Source organism: Tardiphaga sp. 862_B3_N4_1 (assembly GCF_051811085.1).
GTDB lineage: Bacteria > Pseudomonadota > Alphaproteobacteria > Rhizobiales > Xanthobacteraceae > Tardiphaga > Tardiphaga robiniae.
Window position 1 is genome coordinate 2,637,753 of sequence record NZ_JBPWQB010000002.1, and the last position, 22,256, is coordinate 2,660,008.

The 22,256-nt window shown below is 60.9% G+C and carries 24 protein-coding genes and 1 tRNA gene; 13 read left to right on the top strand and 12 right to left on the bottom strand.

Annotated features, from left to right (window positions below; all coding sequences use genetic code 11):
• Positions 1-179 precede the first annotated feature (179 nt).
• Genes AB8B02_RS29740 through AB8B02_RS29750 form a run of 3 tightly spaced genes read left to right on the top strand, consistent with a single transcriptional unit; the run spans position 180 to position 2,409 of the window.
• Positions 180-974, top strand: a complete 795-nt coding sequence (locus tag AB8B02_RS29740; protein ID WP_120288440.1) for an enoyl-CoA hydratase/isomerase — start codon at positions 180-182, stop codon at positions 972-974.
• A 3-nt stretch (positions 975-977) separates the two neighbouring features.
• Positions 978-1,976 (top strand): phosphotransferase family protein, encoded by a 999-nt coding sequence (locus AB8B02_RS29745; RefSeq protein ID WP_199712022.1) that lies wholly within the window; start codon positions 978-980, stop codon positions 1,974-1,976.
• Positions 1,977-2,034: 58 nt separating this feature from the next.
• On the top strand, positions 2,035-2,409 hold the full coding sequence (locus tag AB8B02_RS29750) for a DUF6285 domain-containing protein (protein WP_120288441.1): 375 nt from the start codon (positions 2,035-2,037) through the stop codon (positions 2,407-2,409).
• An 11-nt stretch (positions 2,410-2,420) separates the two neighbouring features.
• Here AB8B02_RS29750 and AB8B02_RS29755 read toward each other — a convergent pair whose 3' ends face one another.
• On the bottom strand, positions 2,421-3,200 hold the full coding sequence (locus AB8B02_RS29755) for an enoyl-CoA hydratase-related protein (protein ID WP_120288442.1): 780 nt from the start codon (positions 3,198-3,200) through the stop codon (positions 2,421-2,423).
• A gap of 132 nt (positions 3,201-3,332) precedes the next feature.
• On the opposite strand from AB8B02_RS29755, the gene AB8B02_RS29760 reads away from it, so the two are divergent.
• The gene (locus AB8B02_RS29760) at positions 3,333-4,607 is read left to right on the top strand and encodes an acyl-CoA dehydrogenase family protein (RefSeq protein WP_120288443.1); all 1,275 of its coding nucleotides are present in this window, start codon (positions 3,333-3,335) and stop codon (positions 4,605-4,607) included.
• A gap of 9 nt (positions 4,608-4,616) precedes the next feature.
• Here the strand turns inward: AB8B02_RS29760 and AB8B02_RS29765 are convergent, their stop codons facing one another.
• The 4 genes from AB8B02_RS29765 to AB8B02_RS29780 form a co-directional block, all read right to left on the bottom strand.
• A complete protein-coding gene (locus AB8B02_RS29765; protein ID WP_120289111.1) occupies positions 4,617-5,252 on the bottom strand; it encodes an HAD family hydrolase in 636 nt (211 codons plus the stop codon).
• Positions 5,253-5,267: 15 nt separating this feature from the next.
• The gene (locus tag AB8B02_RS29770; protein ID WP_120288444.1) at positions 5,268-5,642 is read right to left on the bottom strand and encodes a TIGR02301 family protein; all 375 of its coding nucleotides are present in this window, start codon (positions 5,640-5,642) and stop codon (positions 5,268-5,270) included.
• An 80-nt stretch (positions 5,643-5,722) separates the two neighbouring features.
• Complete coding sequence (locus AB8B02_RS29775) at positions 5,723-6,145, bottom strand: NUDIX hydrolase (RefSeq protein ID WP_093759520.1); 423 nt, start codon at positions 6,143-6,145, stop codon at positions 5,723-5,725.
• 4 nt (positions 6,146-6,149) lie between these two features.
• Positions 6,150-6,665: a hypothetical protein gene (locus AB8B02_RS29780; RefSeq protein WP_120288445.1), complete on the bottom strand. Its 516-nt coding sequence runs from the start codon at positions 6,663-6,665 to the stop codon at positions 6,150-6,152.
• Between the two features lie 61 nt (positions 6,666-6,726).
• On the opposite strand from AB8B02_RS29780, the gene AB8B02_RS29785 reads away from it, so the two are divergent.
• Positions 6,727-7,482 carry an SOS response-associated peptidase gene (locus tag AB8B02_RS29785; RefSeq protein WP_120288446.1) on the top strand — a complete coding sequence of 252 codons (756 nt, stop codon included), beginning with the start codon at positions 6,727-6,729 and terminating at the stop codon, positions 7,480-7,482.
• Position 7,483: 1 nt separating this feature from the next.
• Here AB8B02_RS29785 and AB8B02_RS29790 read toward each other — a convergent pair whose 3' ends face one another.
• From AB8B02_RS29790 to AB8B02_RS29800, 3 genes are read right to left on the bottom strand one after another with little or no spacing between them, the layout of a single operon-like run.
• Positions 7,484-7,912: a GNAT family acetyltransferase gene (locus AB8B02_RS29790; protein ID WP_120288447.1), complete on the bottom strand. Its 429-nt coding sequence runs from the start codon at positions 7,910-7,912 to the stop codon at positions 7,484-7,486.
• Positions 7,909-9,366 carry an FAD-binding oxidoreductase gene (locus AB8B02_RS29795; RefSeq protein ID WP_120288448.1) on the bottom strand — a complete coding sequence of 486 codons (1,458 nt, stop codon included), beginning with the start codon at positions 9,364-9,366 and terminating at the stop codon, positions 7,909-7,911. Before AB8B02_RS29795 ends, AB8B02_RS29790 begins: the two co-directional genes overlap by 4 nt.
• A gap of 51 nt (positions 9,367-9,417) precedes the next feature.
• The gene (locus AB8B02_RS29800) at positions 9,418-10,413 is read right to left on the bottom strand and encodes an L-threonylcarbamoyladenylate synthase (RefSeq protein WP_120288449.1); all 996 of its coding nucleotides are present in this window, start codon (positions 10,411-10,413) and stop codon (positions 9,418-9,420) included.
• A gap of 93 nt (positions 10,414-10,506) precedes the next feature.
• Here AB8B02_RS29800 and AB8B02_RS29805 point away from each other — a divergent pair.
• Positions 10,507-10,583, top strand: a tRNA-Pro gene (locus AB8B02_RS29805).
• 107 nt (positions 10,584-10,690) lie between these two features.
• On the opposite strand, the gene AB8B02_RS29810 is transcribed toward AB8B02_RS29805, so the two are convergent.
• Complete coding sequence (locus AB8B02_RS29810; protein ID WP_120288450.1) at positions 10,691-11,416, bottom strand: FadR/GntR family transcriptional regulator; 726 nt, start codon at positions 11,414-11,416, stop codon at positions 10,691-10,693.
• A 142-nt stretch (positions 11,417-11,558) separates the two neighbouring features.
• Positions 11,559-12,569 carry a Gfo/Idh/MocA family protein gene (locus AB8B02_RS29815; protein WP_120288451.1) on the bottom strand — a complete coding sequence of 337 codons (1,011 nt, stop codon included), beginning with the start codon at positions 12,567-12,569 and terminating at the stop codon, positions 11,559-11,561.
• Positions 12,570-12,824: 255 nt separating this feature from the next.
• Here AB8B02_RS29815 and AB8B02_RS29820 point away from each other — a divergent pair, with 255 nt between their 5' ends.
• The 5 genes from AB8B02_RS29820 to AB8B02_RS29840 all read left to right on the top strand — a co-directional run bounded on the left by AB8B02_RS29820 (position 12,825) and on the right by AB8B02_RS29840 (position 18,709).
• Entirely contained in the window at positions 12,825-13,988 is a 1,164-nt protein-coding gene (locus AB8B02_RS29820; RefSeq protein WP_158596752.1) for an ABC transporter substrate-binding protein, read from the top strand.
• A gap of 99 nt (positions 13,989-14,087) precedes the next feature.
• A complete protein-coding gene (locus AB8B02_RS29825; RefSeq protein WP_439065876.1) occupies positions 14,088-15,143 on the top strand; it encodes an ABC transporter ATP-binding protein in 1,056 nt (351 codons plus the stop codon).
• Between the two features lie 11 nt (positions 15,144-15,154).
• Positions 15,155-16,039, top strand: coding sequence for an ABC transporter permease (locus AB8B02_RS29830; protein WP_120288454.1), 885 nt, complete (start codon positions 15,155-15,157; stop codon positions 16,037-16,039).
• Between the two features lie 21 nt (positions 16,040-16,060).
• Positions 16,061-16,861, top strand: a complete 801-nt coding sequence (locus AB8B02_RS29835; RefSeq protein ID WP_244628390.1) for an ABC transporter permease — start codon at positions 16,061-16,063, stop codon at positions 16,859-16,861.
• A gap of 1,020 nt (positions 16,862-17,881) precedes the next feature.
• Positions 17,882-18,709, top strand: a complete 828-nt coding sequence (locus AB8B02_RS29840) for an NAD-dependent protein deacetylase (protein WP_120288456.1) — start codon at positions 17,882-17,884, stop codon at positions 18,707-18,709.
• Positions 18,710-18,725: 16 nt separating this feature from the next.
• On the opposite strand, the gene AB8B02_RS29845 is transcribed toward AB8B02_RS29840, so the two are convergent.
• Positions 18,726-18,947, bottom strand: coding sequence for a hypothetical protein (locus AB8B02_RS29845; protein WP_092139391.1), 222 nt, complete (start codon positions 18,945-18,947; stop codon positions 18,726-18,728).
• A 320-nt stretch (positions 18,948-19,267) separates the two neighbouring features.
• On the opposite strand from AB8B02_RS29845, the gene AB8B02_RS29850 reads away from it, so the two are divergent.
• Positions 19,268-20,146: a UPF0104 family protein gene (locus AB8B02_RS29850; RefSeq protein WP_120288457.1), complete on the top strand. Its 879-nt coding sequence runs from the start codon at positions 19,268-19,270 to the stop codon at positions 20,144-20,146.
• 1 nt (position 20,147) lies between these two features.
• Here AB8B02_RS29850 and AB8B02_RS29855 read toward each other — a convergent pair whose 3' ends face one another.
• Positions 20,148-20,840, bottom strand: a complete 693-nt coding sequence (locus AB8B02_RS29855) for a class I SAM-dependent methyltransferase (protein WP_120288458.1) — start codon at positions 20,838-20,840, stop codon at positions 20,148-20,150.
• A 169-nt stretch (positions 20,841-21,009) separates the two neighbouring features.
• Between AB8B02_RS29855 and AB8B02_RS29860 the strand changes: the two genes are divergently transcribed.
• Positions 21,010-22,218, top strand: coding sequence for a DUF3419 family protein (locus AB8B02_RS29860; RefSeq protein ID WP_309947573.1), 1,209 nt, complete (start codon positions 21,010-21,012; stop codon positions 22,216-22,218).
• Positions 22,219-22,256 lie beyond the last annotated feature (38 nt).

A 22,256-nucleotide genomic window follows, 5' to 3' on the forward strand; every position in this document is an offset into this window, starting at 1 on the left:
CCGTTGGTGGGCTGGTGTTCCCCAGGAAGCATGGACAAGCGCGTCCGAAAAATCAAATATGCCGCCTGACATACAATCGCATGATCCCGAAAAGTGGATGCCGGTTTTCGGATCAGATCATGCCCAGACAGAGCTTCCATACCGCGGAATAAACACGCGGATCATCCCGTGAGGAAACCATGCAGTTCAAACACGTCACGCTCGATTTCGACGGTAATGTCGCCATCCTGAAGCTCGATCATCAGGAGGTCATGAACGCGGTGTCGGTCGACATGCTCGGCGGCCTCGGCGAAGCGCTGGACGAGATCGATGATCGCAAGGCGGACGTGCGCTGCGTGGTCCTCACCGGCGCCGGCCGTGCCTTCTGCACGGGCGCCAATCTTCAGGGGCGCAACAATCAGCTCACAAAGGCGCGCAGCAACGCCGGCGCCACGCTGGAGACTGCCTTCCATCCGTTCCTGCGCCGGCTGCAGAACCTGCATTGCCCGATCGTCACCGCGGTAAATGGCCCCGCCGCCGGCGCTGGCATGAGCTTTGCGCTGATGGGCGATCTCATTCTGTGTGCGCGCTCGTCCTATTTCCTGCAGGCTTTCCGTCGTATCGGGCTGGTGCCGGATTGCGGCTCGACCTGGATCCTGCCGCGCTTGATCGGCAAGGCGCGTTCGGTCGAACTGTCGTTGCTTGGTGAAAAGCTGCCGGCCGAGAAGGCGCTGGAATGGGGCCTCGTCAATCGCGTCTATGACGATGCGGCGCTGATGGATGAAGCCATGAAGCTCGCTCACGATCTCGCCAATGGTCCGACGCTGGCGCTGTCGCTGATCCGCAAGCTCTACTGGGAAAGCCCGGAGAATTCCTTCGAGGACCAGATCAATCTCGAGGTAAAATCGCAGCGCGCCGCCGGTGCTTCGCCGGACTTCAAGGAAGGCGTCGCCGCATTCCTGGAAAAACGTCCGGCCAAGTTCACGGGCAAATAGGCCTTGAGCTCAGCTTCCGTCGCGGAGCTGCTCGCACGCAGCGTCACGTCGTGGTGCAATGGCGCCACCGGCGTGACATCCGCAGCGCGGCTGTCCGGCGGCGCCAGCCAAGAAACGTGGTCGTTCGACATCACGCATCCTGATGGCGCCATCGGCGCAATCCTGCGCCGCGCACCGTCGGGTTATGGCGCTGCGCCCGGCCGAGCCGCAGGGCTCGATGCCGAAGCGGTGCTGATGCAACTCGCGCATGACGCCGGTCTGCCGTCGCCGAAGGTGCTTCACGTTCTCAAAGCGGATGACGATCTGGGAACGGGTTTCATCATGCAGCGAGTCGCCGGCGAAACCATCCCGCGCAAGATCTTGCGTGACGATGAATTCGCCGACGCGCGGCCCAAACTTGCCCGGCAATGCGGGGAGATCCTTGCCGGGATCCACGGACTGTCCGCTGCAAGCCTGCCGCAGCTTCGCCGCATGAATGCCGCAGCAGAAATCGCCGAATTGCAGCGTGAGATCGACGGTTTTGGCTGGCCGCGGCCGGTGTTCCAGCTGGCGCTCTGCTGGCTGCGCGATCACGATCCCGGCCCGTCCGAGCGCGTCACTTTGGTGCATGGTGATTTCCGTCACGGCAATCTGATGATCGGGCCCGATGGCGTCCGCGCGGTGCTGGACTGGGAGCTCGCGCATCTCGGCGATCCCATGGAAGATCTCGGCTGGATCTGCGTCAATTCATGGCGCTTCGGCGTCATCGACAAGCCGGTCGGCGGTTTCGGCACCTATGAAGATTTGTTCGCCGGCTACGAGACGGCCAGCGGCATCGCCGTCGATGTGGCACGCGTGAAATTCTGGGAAGTGATGGGCACGCTGCGCTGGGGCGTGATGTGCGTTGGCATGATGCAGCGGTTTCGTCTCGGCCCGGATCATTCGATGGAGCGTGCGATGATCGGGCGGCGCTCGTCGGAGACGGAGATCGATCTGTTACGGCTATTGGCGCCGCGCGCATGACCCCGAAAAGTGGCGACCGGTTTTCGGATCAGATCATGCGCAAAAACAAGGTGATGACATGCAGGACGAACCGAGGCCGGACGAACTGGTAAAGGCCGTTGCCGACTTCCTCCGCAACGACATTGCGCCTCAGATCTCGGGCCATGCGGCGTTCAAGCTGCGGGTCGCGATCAACGCGCTCGATCTGGTGACCCGGCAGCTCACGCTCGCCGGCGACAGCGACGCCGCCGAGCTACATGGATTGACGATGCTGCTCGGCGTGCATGGCACGCTCGACGGGTTGAACCAGGATCTTGCCGACCGCATCGCGCAAGGCGACATCGATCTCACGACGCCCGATGTGAAAGAGCATCTGTGGCAGACGACACTGGCGAAGCTCGCCGTCGATCAGCCGAATTACGCGGCGTACAAACGCGAGCTGGAACCGAAGTAAGCGCCGCGGCGCTACTTCCCCTTCCAGTTCGGCTTGCGCTTCTCCGAAAACGCCTTCGGCCCTTCCACATAATCCTCCGACGCTGCCATGGCCTTCACCGCGGGATATTCGCGCTGCTCGGTAATCGCCTGTTCCAGCGACACCGCCATGCCTTTCTGGATCGCCTGCTTGGAGGCGCGGATGGACATCGGTGAGTTCTCGCAGATGGTCTCGGCCCAACGCAGCGCGGCGTTCAGGGCCTCGCCCTGCGGCACCACTTCATTGACGAAGCCGAGCTCATAGCCTTCCTGCGGCTTCACATGGCGCGCGGTGAGGATCATGCCCATGGCGCGCTTCATGCCGATCTGGCGCGGCAGGCGCTGCAGGCCGCCAGCGAGTGCGGCGAGGCCGACGCGCGGCTCGGGCAGGGCAAAGGTCGCATTCTCCGCAGCGATGATCAGGTCGCAGGCCAGTGCGATCTCGAAGCCTCCGCCCATGGCGACGCCGTTCACCGCAGCGATGATCGGTTTGTCACAATCGAAGCGCGCGGTGAGGCCGGCGAAGCCCGACGTGTTCCAGCCGCGCTTGCCGCCGGCGGCCTGCCACTTCAGATCGTTGCCGGCACAGAACGCTTTGTCGCCGGCGCCGGTGACGATCGCCACCCACTGTTCGGGATCGCTAGCGAAGTCGTTGAACACCTCGTGCAACTCGTTATGCGCATCGGTGTGCAGTGCGTTGTAAACTTCCGGACGCGACAGCGTCACGATGGTGATCGGTCCCTTGCGGGTCACGGTTGAGAATTGCAGAGCCATCGCGGCCTCCCTTTTGTTTTTCGTTAGGCAGAATTTACGCCGCGCGGGCGCGCTTGACTTGATCGGACGATGCCATCTTAATCGCTCGATTAACAAGAGCAACAAAGCTCGGAAAACAATCGGGAGAGCGCCTTGGATTTTTCCCTGCCGGCCGATCTGGTCGCCTATCTCGCTGAACTCGATTCATTCATCCTGCGCGAGATCAAACCGCTCGAAGAGCGGGATGACAATATCCGCTTCTTCGATCATCGCCGCGAATGGGCGCGCACCGATTTCGACAATGGCGGGTTGCCGCGGCATGAATGGGAGCAGCTGCTGCGTCAGGCGAAGAAACTCGCCGACGGCGCCGGCCATCTGCGCTTTGCAATCCCAAAGCGCTATGGCGGCAAAGATGGCAGCAATCTCTGGATGGCTGTCATCCGCGAACATTTCGCCGCCAAAGGCCTCGGCCTGCACAACGATCTGCAGAACGAACATTCCATTGTCGGCAATCTGCCGCTGGTGACGATGCTGGATCGTTACGGCCGCGAGGACCAGAAGGAGATGATCGAGGGCTCGATCACCGGCAAATATCGCATCACCTTCGGCCTCACCGAACCCGAGCACGGCTCCGATGCCACGCATATGGAGACGACGGCCGTCGAGGCGACGCGTGATGGCGTTAAGGGCTGGGTCATCAACGGCGAGAAGATGTGGACCACGGGCATGCACGTGGCCACGCATTGCGCGCTGTTCGCGCGCACGTCGGGGAACGATGGCGATGCGCGCGGTATCACCTGTTTCCTGGTGCCGGCGAAGGCTGCGGGCGTGAAGATTGAAGAGTATATGTGGACCTTCAACATGCCCACGGACCATCCGCGCGTGTCATTCACCGATGTGTTCGTGCCGGATGATGCACTGTTCGGCGAGATCGGTCGTGGTCTGTCGCTGGCGCAGTGCTTTGTGCATGAGAACCGCATCCGTCAGGCGGCGAGCTCACTCGGCGCCGCAGTCTATTGCATCAATGAAAGCGTGAAATATGCGCGCGAGCGAAAACCGTTCGGCGAGGAGCTGGCGCGCAACCAGGGAATTCAGTTTCCGTTGGTCGAGCTGGCGACGCAGGCGGAGATGCTGCGACTCCTGATCCGCAAGACGGCGTGGGAGATGGACCAGCTCACCCAGGCGCAGGTCGAACACACGCTGTCCGACAAGGTGTCGATGTGTAACTACTGGGCCAACCGGCTGTGCTGCGAGTCCGCCGATCGCGCGATGCAGGTGCATGGCGGCATGGGCTATTCACGGCACAAGCCGTTCGAACACATCTATCGCCATCACCGTCGCTATCGCATCACCGAAGGCAGCGAGGAAATCCAGAAGCGCAAGGTTGCAGGATTCCTGTTTGGCTATATGGGCGTCAACAAGCACTGATGTGCTGCGTCAGTTGATGTAGCCTGGAATTTCTGCAGGCGAGGTCACCAGGTGCTTCGCCCCGGCGCTCGTTAGCTCCTCGCGGCCGCCATAGCCATAGAGTACGCCGATCGCCGGAATGCCGTTATTCGCTGCGCCGATGATGTCGTGCTTGCGATCGCCGATCATGATCGCTCGCGCGGGATCGGCGGAGGTTTCGTCGAGCGCATAACGCAGCAGGTCGCTCTTGTCGACGCGAGTGCCATCGAGCTCTGAGCCAAATACGCGCGTGAAGTATTGGCGCAGGCCGAAGTGATCGACGATGCGATCGGCAAATACATGCGGCTTGCTGGTGGCGACAAACAGCCGGCGGCCTGTTGTGTGCAACGTATCGAGCGTCGCGGTGATGCCATCATAAAGCGTGTTCTCGAACAGGCCGATCGTGCCGAAGCGTTCGCGATAGAGTTCGACGCCGCGATCGGCATCTTTCTCGCTGCCGAGCAGTGCCACGAAGCTGGCGCGCAGCGGTGGGCCGATGCACCAGGTCAGTTCGTCCTGTGTCGGGACGGGAAGCCCGAGCTTGCCGAGCGCATACTGGATCGAGCCCGTGATGCCGATCTTGGGATCGGTCAGCGTCCCGTCGAGATCGAAAAAGACAGTGTCGATGGCATGTGGCTTCATCTAGTTCGCATACCTTGCGGTGAGATCGCGCGAGATCCGCGAGCCTTCGTCGATATAGCGGCGGATCGCGATACTGGCAGCAGGCGTGCAGGTCCGGTAGGTCTGCTGGAAGCCGTTATAGCCGCGGTTGAAACCGGCGATCATGCGGGCGCGGCGCTCGCCCGACGGCGTCTCGGCATCGACCAGCGCCTGCATTTCGTTGCGCCATTTGTTGCCTTCGTTGTTGCCGCAGATGCCGCGCAGATAATGCAGCGCGCCGAGAATCTCGGACATCCGCTGCAGGTCATTGTCGAACGGCGCAGCCGTGTCCTGTGCCCGGGCAGAGCCAGCGCAGGTCATCGCAATGGTCAGAATGATGAGCAGATGCTTCAACATGAATGGTCCCGGAACCCGGCTGATATGCCTTTTCAAGGCGTCTGAAGCAAGGCAACGCTGCTGGTGCGGCAAGGAGCTATCTATGGTCCGACCAGATCTTCCGCCATAGCGAGGATCGGGCCGAGGCCATCGGTGGTTTTGAAGGCGCCGAGATCGTCCGGCGCGACCCACTGGAAATCGTCAAGTTCGTCATTCAGCTCGGGCTCGCCAGCCACCCAGCGAGCGGCAAAGGACATGATCAGGTAATGCCCCGCGACCTTGTCGTTGGGCAGCACTTCGCGGAAGCCGGACAGGCCGACAATATCGATGGTCAGCCCGGTTTCCTCCATCACCTCGCGTGCGAGCGCGACGGCGAGGGATTCGCCGAATTCCACGCGTCCGCCGGGGAGCGAATAGAAGCCCTTGCCCGGCGAGCGGGCGCGGCGGACCAGCAGTACCTTGCCATCCCGGAAGATGGCGGCGCTGGTAGCGAGCTGCGGATGGGTAGGAGGCGTGTCGGTCACGAGGTCATTGCGCCATAATGCTATCGATGTCGGATTCCTGATCGCGGCCGTTGATAATGCCGCCGGCCGTTCCGACCATGGGCTTGACCCAGCCGGCAGCCTGTTCGGCCAGCATGGCGCGGGTCCGGTCCTGCTGCACGGTGCGCATGGCTTCGCCGACAGTTGTCAGGATTTGCGTCATGTTCGCGACCAGCGCATCGAATTCTGCACGGATGGCCGGGCGTGCAGCCTCATAGGATGCGATGGCGAGATCGCGTGCCTTGAAGTTGGATTTGATGAAGTGCTCGGCATAGCTGAGCGGCTGCCATTCCAGGAACAGCTCATAGCAGTCCGGCATGTCCGGGATCAGCTCGAGCAACATGATGGCTTCATTGAAGTGATTGAGATAGTCGGTCGCCAGACCCGTGCGTGGGTTGATATTGGCGGCCATCAGCTCGGCAGCGGACGCGACGGGGCCGGCACCGGCACTGGCCAGATCGTGATGGTCATGCTGCGCCGGTTGTATGGCCGTCAGGGTCATATGTCGCACTGTTGGGGTTTTGGGTTAAAACCGCCTGAAGAGGCAGGATTGCGGATCGAGAATGTGCGGGCGGTTTGTCATTACATCAGCGCCGGAAGCGTTACGGCAGGTATTCAGTTATATCGAGCAACCGAATTTTCCTGCGAGGTACAATATTGCGCCGACGCAGCCGGTTCCTGTTGTCATCGTTGAAAACGGATCCCGGCATTTCCGTCTAATGCGATGGGGCCTTTTGCCCTCCTGGGTCAAGGACCCGCGGAAGTTTACGCTTCTGATTAATGCACGCGCCGAGACGGTGCAAGAAAAGCCGGCCTTCAAAAACGCGATTCGCCGCCGCCGCTGTCTGATTCCGGCCGATGGCTATTACGAATGGCAAAATCGCGGTGAACGCAAACAACCGTATTTTATCCACCCACGTGCAGGCGGGCCTATGGGATTCGCAGGTCTTGCGGAGACCTGGATGGGACCGAACGGCGAAGAAGTCGACACGGTTGCGATCATCACTGCGGAAGCCAGCACGGGCATGTCGGTACTGCACCATCGCGTGCCGGTGACGATCGCACCCGATCATTTCGGCCAGTGGCTCGATTGCAGTTCGGATAGCGCGTCCGACGTGATGACGATGCTCGCTGCGCCCGCAGACGGCACCTTCGCCTGGCATCCGGTGGCGATGGCCGTCAACAAGGTGGCCAATGACGATGCGCAACTGATCCTGCCGATCTCGGCGGAAGAGGCCGCTGTGGAGCAGGTGAAGCCGATGAGGGCGCCGCGCAAGGTCGTGGTGGTCGAGGACGACGGGCAGGGATCATTGTTCTAGTTCAGGGCGTCAGCGGCCGTCCGTCGAGCCACTTGGCATAGATCACGCGCTTCTGTTCGCCATAGCCGAGCGACTCATAAAACGCCTGCACCTTGGTATTATCCGAGCGCACCATGAGCTGCATCTTCTCGATGCCGCGCTCGCGCAGCCAGTCTTCGGCTGCACTCATGATGCCGCGGCCGAAATCCTGGCGCTGGTGGTCGGGATCGACCGAGACGTAATAGACCCAGCCGCGATGGCCATCATGGCCGACCAGCACGGAGGCGACGATGGTCCTTCCCTTGCGACCGACCAGGACATCGGCATTGGTGCCTGTGCGCGCCAGCCTGATATCGGCCTCCGGATCGTTCCAGGGCCGCACCAGTCCGCAGCGCAGCCAGAGCTGAACGACCGCTTGAATGTCGGTGTCGACGAGCCGGGCAACTTTCAATGTTGCACCGGCAGCAGCACCTTGCCCGGATTGAGGATGTTCAGCGGATCCAGCATCGCCTTCAAGCTGCGCATCAGCTCGATGGCGACGGGGTCCTTCACCGAGGGCAGCTCAGCCGCCTTCATCTGGCCGATGCCATGTTCGGCGGAGATCGAACCGCCCATGCGCAACACGACGTCGAAGACGACTTCGTTGACGTCGTGCCAGCGCGCCAGGAATTTCTCGCGGCCGTCGCTGTCGCCGAGCGTCTCCTTGGGCTGCGTGACATTGTAGTGGATGTTGCCGTCGCCGAGATGACCGAACGGCACCGGACGTGCGCCGGGCATCAGCTTCACGACGGCCGCATTGGCTTCGGCGATGAAGGCGGGCACGGAAGCGACCGGCACCGAGATATCGTGCTTGATCGATCCGCCTTCCGGCTTCTGCGCTGGCGAGATTTCCTCGCGCAGTTTCCAGAACGCCTGACGGTGGGCGATATTTTCGGCAATCACGGCGTCATCCACGATGCCGTCTTCGAAGCCGCGTTCGAGGATCGCCTCCAATGTCGCGCGGGCATCGTCGCGTCCCGACGACAATTCCATCAAGACATACCAGGCGTGTTTGCTGGAGAGCGGATCGCGAATGCCGATACCGTGACGGACGCTGAAATCGACAGCGATATCGGCGATCAGTTCGAAACTGGTGAGGTTGCCGCCGGCCTCGGAGCGGGAGATGCTGAGCAGCTTCAGCGCATCGTCCGGCGACTTCAGGCCGACAAAGGCGGTCTCGACCGCGCGCGGCTTCGGAAACAGTTTCAGCGTTGCCGCGGTGATGATGCCGAGCGAGCCTTCAGCGCCGATGAAGATATTGCGCAGGTCGTAACCGGTATTGTCCTTCTTCAGCTTCGACAGGCCATTGAGAATGCGGCCATCGGCCAGCACGACTTCGAGGCCGAGGGCCATCTCCCGCGCGACGCCATAGGCGAGGGCGGTCGTACCGCCGGCATTGCTGGAGAGATTGCCGCCGATGGTGCAGCTGCCTTCGGAGCCCAGCGACAGCGGAAACAGCCGGTCGGCTTCGGCGGCGCGCTGCTGCGCGACCTGCAGCACGAGGCCGGCTTCCACCGTCATGGTGTTGGACGAGGTGTCCAGATCGCGCACCTTGTCCATCCGGCGCATCGACAGCACGACCTCGCCGCCATAGGGCGTCTGGCCGCCGACGAGCCCGGTATTGCCGCCTTGCGGCACCAGTGCGGTGCGGGTCTCGGTGGCGAGTTTGCAGATCGCGGCGACTTCGGCGGTCGAGCCTGGGCGCAGTACCAGCGGCGAGGTGCCGAAAAACAGGTTGCGATCCTCGGTGACGTATTGATGCACGTCGGCCTGATCGGTGATGGCGTATTTGTCGCCGACGATGGCCCGGAAGCGCGCAATGGTTTCGGGAGAAAGCGTGGGCGGCTTCGGCTGGACGATATTCATAACTATTCCCTTGGATATTTTCTTGGCGCGTTTCTTGGTCTCGTGTTCGCGTTACACGGCCGCGCGGCGCAGCCGGTCATTGATGGCTTCGCCGAGCCCATGGTTCGGCACCGGCATCACCGCGATGCCGCTCGCGCCCGAAGCCATAGCAGCGGCGTCGAGCGCGCGAAGATAGCCGAAAAGATTGGTGGCGGCTTCCCCGAGATCGCCCTGTTCGGACAAATTCAGGATAGCAGCGGCGGCCTCCATACCCGGCAATGACGCCGGCCCAAAAGCCAGCAATGCCTCGCCGGGATTCACGGCCTCGGCCAGCAGCCGCACCCGTGTCCGCGGTGCATAATGCGAGGCCAGCATGCCCGGCGCCAGCGGCTGGTTTGTATCGCTTGCGGGTTCGTCCGGCGGGCTCGCCAGCGGCTGGCCCAATACCTGTTCGATCGCTTCGCGCGGCAGGCCACCGGGGCGGAGCAGCATCGGCGTGTCGAAACAACCGACGATGGTGGATTCAACGCCCACTTCAACCGGTCCGCCATCGAGAATCATGTCGATCCGGCCATCCAGATCGCTCAGCACATGGGCTGCGGTGGTCGGCGAGACATGCCCGGAGATATTGGCTGACGGCGCCACCACGGCACCGCCAAAGGCCTGCAGGAGCGCGTGGGCCACGGGATGGGCCGGCACACGAATGGCAATGGTGTCGAGGCCGGCGGTGGCCAGATCAGCCACCGGGCAGTCCGCCGCCTTGGGCAGCACCAGCGTCAGTGGCCCCGGCCAGAACGCCTCGGCAAGCGCCAGCGCGCGCGCATCGAATCGGGCAATGCGCCGGGCTGCGGCGAGATCGGCTACATGGGCGATCAGCGGATTGAACGACGGCCGTCCCTTGGCCTCATAGATCCCCGCCACGGCCCGTGGATTGGCTGCATCGGCGCCGAGCCCGTAGACCGTCTCGGTCGGGAACGCCAGCAGCCCGCCCGCGCGCAGGCAGCGCGCCGCCTCCGCGATATGGGCGGCGTCGGCGGGGCTCATCCGGGTGGTCAGGCCTACGGCCATGCAGGGCAGATCCTTGTCTTCAAAATTGGTCAGGCTTCTTTACCGGGGTTCTTGCAGGATGCGAAACCCAAGGCTATAAGCCGCGCTCTTAGTCGGAGTGTGGCTCAGCCCGGTAGAGCACTGCGTTCGGGACGCAGGGGTCGCAGGTTCGAATCCTGCCACTCCGACCATGATTTCAATGACTTAGCGTCATTTTACGGCGCCGCCGTCTGTCAAAAATCTCCCCATTTTCATCTGAGTACAACCGCCCGGGCGCGCGAGTTGCTGCTGTGCGCCGCTATCCGCCTTCAAAAACGCGCTTGCGGGCATTCTCGATATGCGACCGCATGGCTTCGCGCGCTCCGGCTTCGTCTCTGGAGGCGATTGCATCGAGCACGGCCCGGTGCTCCTCTTGCCCACGCAGAAGTCGGTCGCGAGGCTGGATCAAGGAGAGATTTCGATTGAGCGTGATACCCACGCTCACCTGAGACTGGATCGCGGCGAGAGTCGCCGCGAAGAAGCGGTTGCCGGTGGCCTCTGCGACTGAGCGGTGGAACGCGATGTCTTCCTCTACGCCAAGCGCGGCATCTGCGATCACTTGATCAAGTGCTGCGATTGCTTCGCTGATCCGGCGCAGACCTTCCGGATCGTGATCGCGCGCGGCAAGCGCGGCAGCTTCTCCTTCGATGCCGATGCGAAATACGAAACAGCGCTGTATATCGGCAATGCTTCCCACAGGAGCGTAGTTGTAAACGTCTGCCGCGGGACGTCGCATCACGAACGAACCGGCGCCCTGCCGCGATGCGACGACGCCGTCATCGCGCAGCCGCATCAGTGCTTCACGGACGACCGGGCGCGAAACGCCAAGCTGATCTGCCAGGCGTGTCTCGGGAGGAAGCCGCGCATTGACCGGGTAGATTCCGACCGTGATCTGGCTGAGGACATGATCGTAGACGCGGTCGCTAAGCTTTCCCGTCACAGCCGGGCGCTCCGGAATGTCGTCCCGCTTGACCGTTGAGCCCATGTTCACCCCGTCCTTGCTCCGAACATGCTCCAGTCTTTGGCAACATTACATCTTTTTGACAAGTCGGTGCACTGCCGCTGACAATCCGGGATTGTAGCGCTGGCCAAACTGCTTAGGCGCGAGCGGCCGTGAGGGCGTCCGGTCAATCGCGGGCGGCGGCGTCTGACAGCCAAGCCTCGATCAGCCGCTGCACGTGAAGAGCGGAGCGCACGCTATTGAACGGCTCGCGTCGTTGTTCGATTGCATCCAGCATCTCGGTGATCACCCCCCGATGTGGCCCGTGATCGAATGCCATCGGATCGGCGCCTCCGCCGCCGGATTGCGCAGTCCCGACGGTCTCTGGCGGGCCTTCGTGACGATGGATGACCAATTGAAACGTCTCGAGATAGGCCGAACCGCGCGTGCCCGCGATTTCGATACGCTCCGGATAGCCGGGCCGCGCAACACTGGTGGCATCGAGCACGCCGATGGCACCGCTTTGGAAACGGACCGCGGCCGCGGTCACGTCTTCAGTATCGATCGTTCGGAGCGGTGAGGTCGATGCAAAACCGGCGACGTCCTTGTGCGGCCCCACGAAATGCAGAAGCAGATCAAGCGTATGGATGGCCTGCGTGAGCAATACGCCGCCGCCATCGCGAGCCTTCATGCCGCGGCCCGGTTGACGGAAATAGGCGTCATCACGCCACCAGCGGATCGATGCACTCGCCGACAGGATATCGCCCAGATCTCCTTGATCCAGCACAGCCTTCAGGCGTAGTGCTGCGGGACGAAAGCGATGTTGCAGGCACACGCCGCACCGCACGTCAGCAGCCTCCGTGACGGCCGCGAGTTCCTCACCCCTGGCAACCGATATCTCGACGGGCTTCTCCACCAGAATGTGCTTCCCTGCTGCGGCTGCAGCCTGCACGGTCGCCAGATGCCTTCCAGGGGGCGTCAGTATCAGGACGAGATCGAGATCCGAGCGCGACAGCAAATCCTCTTGGCTATCGAAAACCGGAACGCCCCACTGCTGTGAAAACGCTGACCGCCGGTCCGCTGACGGCGCAAATCCGCCGACGATCGTAATCCGTCCCTGCGCCTGCAATTCAAGTAACGAAAGAATATGCGGCTTCACCGCCATTCCGAGCCCAATCAGGCCGACTCCAATTGGCATGCGTTTCTCCCGATGGCCGACCTTCTCAAGGCGCCGACTTGTCGGCTCTTAGGGTCGGGTATGACGTCACAGACTGATATGCGAACGAGCAAGACGGGCAAGGTGCGACATCGCGACATCAGCAAGTCCCGCTCATGATCGGCCGATTGCGATCTCCCAATGCTTGACAGATGTCGCCCAACTCGTCGATGCTGTGTTTACAAATAAATGACAACCGCGCGCGACGCGGGTGCATATGCCAGGGAGGAATCGGAAATGCGGATCTGTCCGAATGCATTATTGCGCCCGTTTGCCGGCGCCGTGGCTGTCCTCGCCGTGACGGCCTTCGCTGGTGAATCCCTGAGGGCCGCCGAGCCGATCGTTCTCTCGATCATCGATACCGGTGGCGATCTCGCATCTACCCAGGTCATCATCGAGAACTACAAGAAGGCCAATCCCGACAAGATCAAGGAGATCAGGATTCAGCGTGCGCCGGCGCCGGAGCTGCCGGCCAAGATCAAAGCTCAGCAGGATGCCGGACGGCTGGACATCAACCTTGTGCTGACCGGACAGGACGGTGGCGCGTTTCTCGCTGCCAACAACCAGCTGATCAAGATTCCTGACTTCGAGAAACAGTTTCCGCGCGATGAGATGACGCCTGCCGGCAAGGCGCTATACGACGAAGGCCGCGATTATATGGTGCCGTCGGTGGGCAACGCCGGCGGGCCGGTGTTCGTCTACAATCCCAGCAAGGTGCCCAACCCGCCGAAAACCGCCGAAGAATTGTTGGCCTGGGCAAAGGCAAATCCGGGCCGGCTGATGTATGCGCGTCCGGCGAATAGCGGACCGGGACGGTCGATCGTACTGGGCATGGCCCACATCCTGAATGACTCAAAGCCGCTTGATCCCGACAAGGGGTGGGACAAGACCTGGGCCTATCTGAAGGAGCTTGGGCAATACGTCGAATACTATCCGACGGGCACCGCGATCACGTTGAAGGAATTCGCCCAGGGGCAACGTTGGATGATTGCCGGCATCATGGAATGGGACATGAAGCCCCGCGCCCAGAGCGTCATCCCGCCGGACTCCAAGATCACCATCCTTCAGAACACGACCTTCGTGGTCGACGGACATTACTGGTGCATCCCCACAGGCGTGCCGAAAGAACAGGTCGACGTCATTCTCGATCTCATGAAGTTCATGCGCCGGCCCGAGCAGCAGGTGCTTTCCTGGCCGGGCTTCATTGGGCCGACGATCACCGCGGCCACCATGGAAAAGGCACCCAAGGAGATTCAGGAACTGGTGAAGGAGTTCTGGCGGCCCGAATACGACGAGGTCGGCACCAAATGGAAAGTATCCCCGCCGCTCGGCGTGAAGGAATTGAGCTACGCGATGGACCGTTGGGACCGGGAAGTGGGCGCAAACCAGGTCAAGAAGTAATCCATTCGATGAGCGTGTGGGTCCGCATGCACGGACCCGCCGGTGGCTTTGTTGCTTCTTACTCAGAAACGGGACGACATGAACGGGCCGGGAGATACGTTGGACTCGCTGAAGCTTGGAATCACCAAGCGCTATGGCAACAAGACCGTGCTGGACAACCTTGAACTCGATATCCGAAAGGGCGAGTTCGTCACCTTTCTCGGACCGAGTGGATGCGGAAAGTCGACGGCCTTGTCGATCGTCGCTGGCCTGATTGCGGCGACCGAGGGCGAGATCAGGCTCAATGGGGCGCGGGTCGATCATCTGCCGCCCGAGAAGCGCGCGTTCGGAATGGTGTTTCAAAACTACGCGCTGTTTCCTCACATGACGGTCTTCGACAACGTTTCGTTCGGGCTCACCTTGAAGCCATTGTCCAAGGAGGAGATCAAGAAGCGCACCGATGCGATGCTCAAGCTGGTGCAATTGACCGGCTATGAGGAGCGCTATCCGGGCCAGCTCTCCGGCGGTCAGCAGCAACGCGTTGCGATTGCGCGTGCCCTCGTGTTGCATCCGCGCCTGATGTTGTTCGACGAGCCGCTTTCGAATCTCGACGCGAAGCTAAGGGTCGAGATGCGTGCGGAGATCAAGCAGATCCACGCCGCGCTGGGGCTGACGTCGATCTACGTGACCCACGACCAGGCCGAAGCATTGTCGCTATCGGACAGGATCGTGGTGCTGCGCAATGGCGTCCTGATGCAGTCGGGCACCCCACAGGAAATCCACGACCGGCCGAAGAACGTCTTCGTGGCGGACTTCATGGGCTTTCGGAATTTCTTCAAGGTCAGGATCGCGTCGGTGTTGGACGGGATCGCCGAGGGCGTTGGTGACGGAATCCGGATTCGCGCGCGGGCAGGGGTCGATGTGCGAGCGGATACCGACATGGTGATGGCGATACGTCCGGACGATATCCGGGCGGGCGGTGAGGTGGTTTCCGGTGCCGAAGATGTTAGTGGCCGTGTCGAAGTGGTCGAGTATCTCGGTCGGGAACAGGAAGCCGCCATACGCATCAATGACAACACGCGAGTCTGGTTACGCACCGCCGAGGCGATACGAACCACCGACACGATTGGCCTTCAGTTTCCGATCGACAAGGTCGTCCTGCTTCCTGCGGAATAGGCGAGAAAATAATGCGCGCCGTAGCCAACGATGAGAAGAGCGAATTCGACGCGCTGGCATTCTTCTGTTTGCTGCCGTCCTTGCTCTACGTTCTCTGCATGTTCGTCTATCCGTTTCTGTATGGTGTCTATCTCAGCCTTCAGCCGCAAAAGGTTGGCGGCTTCAGCCTCGCGAACTATCTCACCTTCTTCAGCGATCCCTATCAGTATGGTACGATCTGGATCACCTTCAGTCTGGCGATTCCCACTACGATCGTTGTCCTTCTGCTCGCTCTTTGGCTGGCTTACGGCATGCGCCGGGGCATTTTCATGGAACGGACCGTGACGACGATCTTGATCATGCCTATTTCGCTTGGCGTGATCCTGCTGTCGGAAGGTATCTTGGGTTTCTATGGTTCGCAGGGTTGGTTCAATCAGGTCCTTCTCGGATTAGGGCTTATCAAAGAGCCGTTCATTCTGACCCATAACTACGCTGGCGTTATGCTGGCGTTGTTCATGCAGCAGTTTCCGTTCTGTTTCCTGATGCTGCTGGGATACATATCCGGCATCGATCCCAGCCTTGAACGCTCGGCGCGGATGCTTGGTGCGACACCTTCGATTGTCTTCCGACGCGTGATGTTGCCGCTCATCGCGCCCGGTCTTGCCATCGCATTCGCACTGGTGTTCGTCATGAGCTTTGCGGTCTTTCCCTCGGCCATCATGCTCGGGCAGCCGGCGGGTACCACGCGCACGATCTCTATTGCGGCCTATCAGAAGGCCTTCGAACAATATGACATGTCGGCTGCTTCCGCGATCGCAGTGATTATGGGCCTGTGTCAGCTGGCAGCGCTGCTGGTGATCATCCTGTTCCGTCGCCGGTTGTCGCCGGCAGCGACCATGGGCGTCGGAAAGAGATAGGGCCGCACAATGCGAAGCAGAATGTGGAAGCTCTCGCTCTATCTGTTCATTGTGGGTTTCATCCTCAACATGCTTGGGATCGTGTCGCATGTTGTCGTGAGCTCGTTTGCCAAGCGTTGGTTCGGCGGCCTGCTGCCGCCGGCCTATACGACGGACTGGTTCGCTTATGCGTGGAAGAATTTCGATCTGGGGCAGGTGTTAGGTGTCACGCTGCTAATCGTAGTCGTTGTCGTCTTCCTTGCATTGGCCATTGGATTTCCGGCCGCTTACATTCTTGCGCGACGAAATTTCCGATTCAAATCGGTCATTCTGCTGCTGTATTTTCTGCCGCTGGTCATCCCACAAATGACTTACGGGATTCCGCTGGCGACTACTCTTTATCGATACGGGGTCGGCGGATCCGTCGTCGGCGTGATTCTGGCGGTCCTGGTGCCGATGGTCCCGTTGGCCGTCTTCGTGTTGATGCCATTTTTCGAGCAGATCAGCGTCAATCTGGAATGGAGCGGGTCAATGCTTGGCGCAAGCCGGGCTCAGATTTTCAGGCGGATTCTGTTTCCCCTGATGGTACCGGGAATACTGACCGCCGGCGTCCTTGTGCTGGTCAATACGATATCGAATTTCGAGCTCGCATTTCTCCTCGGCGGCGGTGGATCGCAGACGCTCGTCGTCGCGTTATTCTACAATATGTTTGCCGGTGGTGTTCGCCCCGTCTATTCCATCGATGCCATGGCCGTGATCTACATGGTGATGGTCATGACGCTGCTTCTGATCGCATTGCGGTTCGTGCGCCCGACACAGATGGTGTTCAAGCTCGACAAGTAAATTCATGTTTGAGGCTGCGCGTGCTTGGTCATCGCTAGGGTTGGCTCATGGCGCAAGGCCGACAGGAACCACCATGCCGAAGCATGGAGTCGGACCTAGTAACCGGCATTGACTTTTGTCGCGATCTTGAACCTGCCGTTCGAGGCGCGGATGGGTGGAACATTGAACAGTCCGATGACGAACAGCCGGTTGGGTTCTCGTTAGCATATTGGTTCATGGGCATCAGCGCGGTCCTACGGGCGCCTGTTTCCAAATTGAATTTCGTGACTTTGCGGGTACCTTGTATTTTGCGCCATACTAGCTTGGACTTCATCCGCTAACCGACGGGGTAACGGTGCAGGTCATCTTCGCGCCGATCAATTTGACAGCTGATGCGCCTGGCCAGACTCCGACTGGTGATCGGAAGCTGCTGTCGGTCGTTTCGGCGCTGAGATGGATTCGGCGCTATGTCGAAGCTGAAACCCGCGCGTCCCCTCAATGGGTTGACGTCGTCAGCAGGCTAACTGCGGCGAGCGAAGATTCGGCCAGCACTGTTGACGCTAGGAATGCGTTTCACGATGCAATGGTCGCCTATGGTTGGGCCAAGCGGAGCGTCCATTGATTTCGTTTCGGCAAGCGACCGCGCGTGTTAGCCGCCGACATAGATATTTCCAGTATGACGGATTCAATCTGGTGCTGCGCGCGGCTGATGCGGAAAATCGATCGCTTCTGTTGCGGTTCATTTACCTGAGCGCCGCGGCGCTTCGGGAAATGTTTTCCGCCAGGGTCTGAAGTCTTGGTAAAAAGGTTTTGAGCAATTCACGTCGATCAATTGCAGAGATAAAATAAGTCATTCCTACTGTCGCAAGCACCTTGTCTCCACTCATGAACAAACCGGTTCATCCCCTCGCCAGCGATGTTCGACGCTGTGGCGTGATCTCGAGTGGTGGAATCGCCGAATTCCCTCCCTACATATGCAGTCCTAGATGCCGCGTCCGCGGCGGTTTGGCATGATTTGCTGCCGAGAGATAAACGTCCCCTATGACCCCACCCAATGTCCTTCGCGACTTCGTCGATCGCCATCAACGTCTGTTTGTCCTGACCGGTGCGGGCTGCAGCACCAATTCGGGCATTCCCGATTATCGCGACACCGACGGCAACTGGAAGCGCACGCAGCCTGTGACTTTCCAAGCCTTCATGGGCGAGGAACTGACGCGGCAGCGTTATTGGGCGCGCAGTCTCATTGGCTGGCGTCGGTTCGGCCAAGCGCGGCCGAACGATGCGCATCACGCGCTGGCGCGGCTCGAACAGATCGGAAAATGCGAGGTTCTGCTCACGCAGAATGTCGACCGGCTGCATCAGTCGGCAGGCAGCAAGAAGGTCATCGATCTTCACGGCCGGCTCGATCTCGTGCGCTGCATGGGATGTGAACGCCGGATCCAGCGCGATGAATTCCAGCACGAGATGGGTCACCTGAACCCTGGCTGGCTCGAGTTCGATGCGGCCGTCGCGCCCGATGGCGATGCCGATCTGGAGGGCGTCGATTTCGCATCATTCGTGGTGCCGGCCTGCGAGATCTGCGGCGGCATCCTCAAGCCGGATGTCGTGTTCTTCGGCGAGAGCGTGCCGCGCGCATTCGTCGATGCCGCGCTCGGCCACCTGCAGAACGCCGATGCCATGCTGATCGCCGGTTCGTCTTTGATGGTCTATTCCGGCTTTCGCTTCGTGCAAGCGGCGGTGCGCGCGGGAATTCCGATTGCCGCGGTCAATCTCGGCCGCACGCGCGCCGACGAGTTTCTCAGCTTCAAAGTCGAAGATCGCTGCGAGGACGCGCTCGCATTTCTGCTTCAGCGGGCGGAAGCGCCCTAACGGCGAAGGCCCCGGCTCACGCTGCCAGATCCCACAGTCGCGGACAGCCGCGCAGAACCACGGCGCGGCCCGTGGGTGTCAGCGCCGGATCAGTGTCCGATAGCGCAACCAGTCCCATCGCAACCAGCTGATCGAGCACGTAACGGTTCAGCTTGGCCGGTGGCAGGATCGCTGGGCGAAGCATCCGCAGTGTGTCCCACTGGTTTTCGGTGAGCTGATATTCGGTCTCGGTCGACATGGTGTCCTGCTTGGATGAATCAGTGCATTTAGTGCGCATGGCTTACGGAACCCGCATGACCTTGATGCGACATGGCGGGGGCGAAATCTGGAAATCACCGGATTGTTGGATGACGCCAAAACGCTGCTTTTGCGCAGCTGTCACATGGACGTGCAACAGAACGCGCGAACACATGCGCGAATCACGGCGTGCTCAGACCTAATGAAAAGTAGAACAATGTGCCACCCGCATTGAAAAATATCATGCAGCTGATGCGTACGCGCCTCAGCTGGAGGTGGCTTGGCGCGCTCCTTAGCATAGCAATTGCTACGATTGCGTTTATGGCGCTGTCCAAGGCGCTCAAGGGCGTGGATTTCGCCCACGTGCTGTCTGCCATGCACATGGTACCGCCAGGCAGCATCGCGCTGGCGCTGGTGCTGGTGGCGATCTCCTATGGCAGCCTGACGCTGTATGACTGGCTGGCGCTGCAGATGATCGGGCGAGGGGACATTCCTTTCAGGGTTGCAGCGCTGGCCAATTTCACCAGCTATCCGATTTCGCACGGAACCGGCGCCGTGCTGCTGGTGTCATCGGCGGTGCGCTACCGGATCTATGCACCGCATGGCATCGGCCCCGCCGGCGTCGCGCGCATCTGCTTCCTGACCGGGCTCACCTTCTGGCTCGGCAATCTCACCGCACTGGCGCTCAGCACCCTGCATGAGCCAGGCGCCATCAGCCGGATCGATCAGCTCTCGCCCGAGATCAACCGCTTCATCGCGGTGGCCATTCTCGTGGGTATCATCGCTTATGTCGGCTGGACATGGAACGGTATGCGGACGCTCGGTGGCCGCAACTGGTCGGTGCCGGTTCCGAGCGGGCGCAACGTGTTCTTTCAGATTGGCATCGGGCTCGTCGATCTCGGCGCGGCGGCGCTGACGATGTATGTGCTGATCCCCGTGACGATGGATGTCGGCGTCGCGCAGGTGATCGTCGTCTTCATCGCCGCCACGCTGCTCGGCTTCGCCAGCCATGCGCCCGCCGGCATCGGCGTGTTCGATGCGACGATCCTGGTCGGGCTCGGCGGCGAACATACCGAACAGCTACTAGCTGTGCTGCTGCTGTTCCGGCTGTTCTATCACCTGATTCCGTTCGTGCTGTCGCTGACGCTGTTCGGCGCCGTTGAAGCCTACCGGAATGTGAACAGGCGCAAGCTCGCCTGAATTACTTCAGCAGTGTCAGCACCGCCGATTGCGCATAGCCGCGGAACGGACGATTGAAGTCGAGATTGGCGTGGTGACGCTCGGCGAGTGCCTTCAGCACATCGAGAAGCTCGCGGCGCGGCGTCACGTCGAACAGCGTCAGCCAGCGCAACAGCAGCTTGCTCGCGATCTTTGGCAACCGCTCCTGATGTCCGAAATCGACGATATGCAGTTGGCCGCCGGGCTTGAGCTGCGACACGGCGTGATCGAGCACATCCTGCCAGCTCGGGATCATCGAGAGGCTGTAGGAAATCATGACGTGATCGAATGACGGAACAGCAAAGATGCGTGCCGGATCGAAATTCGTCGCATCGCCGTGGGCGACACGGACGGTATCCGTGAGCTCGTTGCGGGCAATGGAAGCGATGGCCGTGGTCAGCATCTCGGTCGAAATATCGATGCCGTAGAATACCGCTTGTGGATATCTGCGGGCAGCCTGAACCAGATTGCGGCCGGTACCGCAGCCGATCTCCAGCACCGTCGCGTCCGACGCGGGTGTCAGTTCGGCGATGAGCTGATCACGGCCGAGAAGATAGTACCGGCGCGTTGCGTCATAGATGAAGCGCTGCCAGCGATACATCCGGTTCATGCGATGCGTGGCTTCGTTCGACCATGCGGGCTGACCGCCGTCTTCGTATTCGGAGACAATCGTCATGGCGCACCTCGTCGCATCCGGATGAGCGATCCATTTCATCGCAACACGACAGCGGTGTGACAGTGGTTTCGTCGCGGGAATCGGCCGAAATTTAGAATGACTGTCGCAAAACCGCAGTCTGCGCTTGATAAAAATTTCAGATTGTCGATTCGAAGGGTCCAAGAAACCGATGAATACGCATCTGATCGCCGACGCCGTTCGCAATAGCCGTGGTCGCGAGGAAACGACGATCTGGGACAGGCTGTTCGCCTTCTGGTTCCGTCGGCTGGTCTACACCCAGATCTGGGAAGATCCCGAAGCGGACATGGCGGCGCTGAAACTGGCGCCCGGTTCGACGATTGTCACCATCTCCAGCGGCGGCTGCAACGCGCTGTCCTATCTGTCGGCGAAGCCCGAGCATGTCTATGCGGTCGATCTGAATGAAGCGCATCTGTCGCTGCTGAAGCTGAAGCTCGCAGGCCTGCGAGCACTGCCGAACTATCAGGACTTCTGGAAATTCTTCGGCGAAGGCGCCTCGGATACCAATGTCGGCCTGTATCGCGAGCGGCTGCGCCCGCTGCTCGATGCCGAAGCGCGCGGCTATTGGGACGAACGCGATATCCAGGGCCGCCCGCGCTACGGTTACTTCAGTGACGGCTTCTATCGCCACGGCGCGCTCGGCCGCTTCATCGGCTTCGCGCATACGCTGGCGAAACTTGCCCGCATCGATCTCAAGGCGTTGTTGCATGAGGACAAGCAGTCCCCGGCGCGCAAGCGTGCGCTGGAACGACTGCACTGGCTGTTCCACTCCCGGCTCGCTCGTATGATAACGAAGACGCCAGCGCTGTTGTTCAGCCTCGGCATCCCGCCGCAGCAGCGCACATTGCTGGGCGGCAATCAGCCGCTCAACGAAGTGCTGCATCAGCGTCTGCTCGCTCTGATCGACGTGCATCCGAACGCCAACAACTATTTTGCCTGGCAGGCGCTGAGCCGCAGCTATGTCGGCCCCGGTGACAAGTGCTTGCCGCTCTATCTGCAGCAGAGCCGTTACGCGGACACCGCCAGCCGCGCTGCTCTGGTCACGCCGGTGCATGCCAATCTGCGCGTGTTCCTGGAGAGCCTTCCAGCCCGCCAGATCGACGCGGTCGTGCTGCTGGATTCGCAGGACTGGATGGCGCCGGATGAAATCCGTGCGCTGTGGGACGCGATCGACCGCGCCGGCAAGGATGGCATCCGGGTGATCTTCCGCACCGCCGGTGCCGAGTCGCCGCTGGACGATCCTGAACATGCATCGCTGCGTGAGACGTGGCAGCGCGATGAGGCGCGCAGTGCCGAAGGTCTGGCTGCGGATCGTTCGGGCATCTATGGCGGGTTTCATCTGTATACGCGGAAGGCGTAGGCGTTGCTGTCTTAACCTCTCCCCGCAAGCGGGGAGAG

What these genes read in the sequence shown, in the direction of transcription:
- AB8B02_RS29740 (WP_120288440.1), top strand. Translation starts at nt 180, where the DNA reads ATGCAGTTCAAACACGTCACGCTCGATTTCGACGGTAATGTCGCCATC.
- AB8B02_RS29750 (WP_120288441.1), top strand. Translation starts at nt 2,035, where the DNA reads ATGCAGGACGAACCGAGGCCGGACGAACTGGTAAAGGCCGTTGCCGAC.
- AB8B02_RS29755 (WP_120288442.1), bottom strand. Translation starts at nt 3,200, where the DNA reads ATGGCTCTGCAATTCTCAACCGTGACCCGCAAGGGACCGATCACCATC.
- AB8B02_RS29770 (WP_120288444.1), bottom strand. Translation starts at nt 5,642, where the DNA reads ATGTTGAAGCATCTGCTCATCATTCTGACCATTGCGATGACCTGCGCT.
- AB8B02_RS29780 (WP_120288445.1), bottom strand. Translation starts at nt 6,665, where the DNA reads ATGACCCTGACGGCCATACAACCGGCGCAGCATGACCATCACGATCTG.
- AB8B02_RS29785 (WP_120288446.1), top strand. Translation starts at nt 6,727, where the DNA reads ATGTGCGGGCGGTTTGTCATTACATCAGCGCCGGAAGCGTTACGGCAG.
- AB8B02_RS29795 (WP_120288448.1), bottom strand. Translation starts at nt 9,366, where the DNA reads ATGAATATCGTCCAGCCGAAGCCGCCCACGCTTTCTCCCGAAACCATT.
- AB8B02_RS29800 (WP_120288449.1), bottom strand. Translation starts at nt 10,413, where the DNA reads ATGGCCGTAGGCCTGACCACCCGGATGAGCCCCGCCGACGCCGCCCAT.
- AB8B02_RS29810 (WP_120288450.1), bottom strand. Translation starts at nt 11,416, where the DNA reads ATGGGCTCAACGGTCAAGCGGGACGACATTCCGGAGCGCCCGGCTGTG.
- AB8B02_RS29815 (WP_120288451.1), bottom strand. Translation starts at nt 12,569, where the DNA reads ATGCCAATTGGAGTCGGCCTGATTGGGCTCGGAATGGCGGTGAAGCCG.
- AB8B02_RS29820 (WP_158596752.1), top strand. Translation starts at nt 12,825, where the DNA reads ATGCGGATCTGTCCGAATGCATTATTGCGCCCGTTTGCCGGCGCCGTG.
- AB8B02_RS29830 (WP_120288454.1), top strand. Translation starts at nt 15,155, where the DNA reads ATGCGCGCCGTAGCCAACGATGAGAAGAGCGAATTCGACGCGCTGGCA.
- AB8B02_RS29835 (WP_244628390.1), top strand. Translation starts at nt 16,061, where the DNA reads ATGTGGAAGCTCTCGCTCTATCTGTTCATTGTGGGTTTCATCCTCAAC.
- AB8B02_RS29840 (WP_120288456.1), top strand. Translation starts at nt 17,882, where the DNA reads ATGACCCCACCCAATGTCCTTCGCGACTTCGTCGATCGCCATCAACGT.
- AB8B02_RS29845 (WP_092139391.1), bottom strand. Translation starts at nt 18,947, where the DNA reads ATGTCGACCGAGACCGAATATCAGCTCACCGAAAACCAGTGGGACACA.
- AB8B02_RS29850 (WP_120288457.1), top strand. Translation starts at nt 19,268, where the DNA reads ATGGCGCTGTCCAAGGCGCTCAAGGGCGTGGATTTCGCCCACGTGCTG.
- AB8B02_RS29855 (WP_120288458.1), bottom strand. Translation starts at nt 20,840, where the DNA reads ATGACGATTGTCTCCGAATACGAAGACGGCGGTCAGCCCGCATGGTCG.
- AB8B02_RS29860 (WP_309947573.1), top strand. Translation starts at nt 21,010, where the DNA reads ATGAATACGCATCTGATCGCCGACGCCGTTCGCAATAGCCGTGGTCGC.